The organism is Bifidobacterium sp. M0399, from assembly GCF_016100595.1.
Lineage (GTDB): Bacteria > Actinomycetota > Actinomycetes > Actinomycetales > Bifidobacteriaceae > Bombiscardovia > Bombiscardovia polysaccharolytica.
This window is the reverse complement of the sequence record NZ_JACFSD010000010.1, coordinates 1-2,458: the sequence shown is the minus strand read 5'-3', so window position 1 is coordinate 2,458 and position 2,458 is coordinate 1. Positions and strand designations below refer to the sequence as shown.

Sequence of the window (2,458 nt, the reverse complement as noted above, 5' to 3'; positions counted from 1 at the left end):
CTTCAGCAGCACGCCGCAGGCGTGCGACAGCGGCGGCCAGACATCAAGGCGCAGCCGCCGATGACCACAACCCCGGCCGAGCCGAGCATGGAAAAAGGGACCCCGTTGAGGGGTCCCTTGATGATGTTGCCCTGATGGGTCAGGCCATCTGGCTTCGGAGTCCTGGGTAGTGGTGTGCCAGGTATTCGGCGGTGGCTTGGCGGATCAGTGCCGATAGGTTGGTGCCTTCTGTTTTGACGGCGGCTTCGGCCCATTGGTCCAGGGCCGGGGTGGTGCGTACCTGCCAGGTTTTGCTGGTGGGTTGTTTGAGTTCGTCGCGGGGGCGGCCGGCGAAGATGGAGAGCAGGTCGTCGTCGGTCAGGGGGCCGGCGTCGTAGCCCCGGTATACCCGGGTGCCTTCGATGGGTGTGAATTGGCCGGCGTCGGCCATGCGGTCGAGTGCTTCGGCGTGTGCTGCCCTGTCGGCGGGTGTCTGTGTGTTGGTCATGGTCTGGCTCCTTGTTGGTTGTGTCTATTGGTATCTGAGATGTTGCCACCGGCTGGTCAGCGGCATGGCGTGGAAGGCGTGGAGCTGGCCGTCCTGCCATTTGCTGACGATGACTTCGAGCAGGTTGTCGGGTAGGGCCCCGGGGTGTGGCTGGCCGACGAAGACCACCGTCATCTCGTCGCCGTAGCCCTCGATTTGTTCGTGGCCTATGGAGTGGAGGACCGCGTGCCTGATTTCGTCGTCGGCGCAGCCGTGCTTGCGGGCTGATTGCTCTATCTCGATCTCCATGACCATGAGTGTAGTACAAATTGCACATACAAACCAGTCGTGCGTTCCTCGCGTTGCGGTCTGGCTGTCCGAACGCGGGGCGTTCGACGATGCCGATTCCACCCCGTGGGGTGGCGCGAGGCATCGCTGCGCCGCCGCCGGCAGCCGGCCCCGCTTGGTGGCGGGGCCGGCTGCGGGGTTCATTCACTCTTTGGTGTCCTCCTCCTGGTCGCCGTCGTCTGTTTCATCTTCGTTCCCTTCGTTGTCTTCCTCTTCAGGTCGGGGCACCAGGTCGCCGTCGAGACCGGATTGCTCTTCGTCGCTGATGGCGTAGCCTGCGGTTTGGAGGGCACGGTAGAGGGGTTTGAGCAGGCCGTCTATGTCGTCTTGGCTGCGCCAGGTCTCGTGGTTGATCTGTGTCTCCATGATGGCGTGGCACAGGGCGAAGGCCGTCTGGGTGCGGCGACTCTCGTCAAGGTCGGCCTTTTGCGCCAGCTCGGCTTCCTGGTCCTGGACGATGGCGCGCCATGTGTCCCGCACCTGGTCCCGGCTGACCCACCAGGTGCGTTGGCTCGCTTGGGCGATGACCAGCATGGACAGGGCCTGGGACTGGTTTTTGGCGGGGCGTTTGAGGGACATGAGCCGTTGCGTGTAGGCCAGCCGCAGGTCGTGGCTTGCCGTGTCCAGTTGCTTGGCCGGTGCGATTTCGGCTTCTTGTTCGGCTTGCCACCTGGCCAGGTCATCCTCTCTTTGCCGGCGTTCGTCCTCCTGGTCCTGTTGGGTGTATGGCTCCAGCAGGGTGATTTTGACGCGCCACTGTCCGCCACGGTCGAGCAGTCCGGCGGCCGTGGGTTTGTCGCCTTCCCATTCCTCCAGCCATGTGTCGAGGGCCTGCTTGGGGTCGGGGTCGGTATCCGGGGAGAATCGGGCGATGGTGCGCCAACCTTCCGGGTCAGACCAGGATTGTGATGGTGTCAGCGGCACGATGGGCAGCCCGGCCTGCTTGATGGCTTCCTGGGCCTGTTCGATCCACTTGTCCAGCGACCGTTTGGCCTGGACCTGGTGCAGTGTCATGTTCCAGTTGTTGGTGCCTGCGGCTTTGATGAGCTGGTCTTGCAGGCCTTCGTCGTCGCGGAAGTCGGCTATCGTCTCCAATTCCTCGAAGCTCAGCTGGGATGGCAGCGCGAGTATTTTCTCGTCGTCGATGGACGATATTTTGAGCCGTCGCTGCACGGTGCTGCGGCTGCGGCCAGTGGCTTTGGCCATCTGGTCCACGTCTTCGCCAAGGTCCAGGAGGTGGGCGTATCCGCGTGCCTCGTCCAGGGCGGTGAGCTGGTCACGGTGTATGTTCTCTACCAGCATCACCTCCGCCTGGGTCTGCTCGTCCATGTCGGTGATGATACAGGGCACGGTTGCAAGGCCGGCCTGCTCGGCGGCCGCCAGCCGCCGGTGTCCGATGACCAGGGTGTGCCGCCCCTCCTGGTTCGCCGGTGTGACGACCAGGGCCTGCTGTATGCCTTGGGACGCGATGCTCATGGCCAGCTCCGACACGTCTCCTATCTCGCTTCGGGGGTTGGCGTCGTTGGGCCTGATGGCGTCGATGGGCAGCATGGTCACTGTGGTTGTGGTGTTCATGGGTGTTCCTTTCCTTGGTGCCGGGACTGTTTGTGCCGACGCCTGGAATGGCGGCCCGGGTATAGCGGA

Annotated in this window: 3 protein-coding genes; all 3 read right to left on the bottom strand. The window is 63.7% G+C overall.

Translation table 11 applies throughout. The features are described 5' to 3' along the window. Positions 1-139: 139 nt before the first annotated feature. Complete coding sequence (locus tag H3V09_RS08920) at positions 140-487, bottom strand: hypothetical protein (protein WP_015022035.1); 348 nt, start codon at positions 485-487, stop codon at positions 140-142. A 24-nt stretch (positions 488-511) separates the two neighbouring features. Then, the gene (locus tag H3V09_RS08915; protein WP_033512165.1) at positions 512-781 is read right to left on the bottom strand and encodes a hypothetical protein; all 270 of its coding nucleotides are present in this window, start codon (positions 779-781) and stop codon (positions 512-514) included. A gap of 177 nt (positions 782-958) precedes the next feature. After that, positions 959-2,389, bottom strand: coding sequence for a ParB/RepB/Spo0J family partition protein (locus tag H3V09_RS08910; protein WP_015022037.1), 1,431 nt, complete (start codon positions 2,387-2,389; stop codon positions 959-961). Between the last annotated feature and the right edge of the window lie 69 nt (positions 2,390-2,458).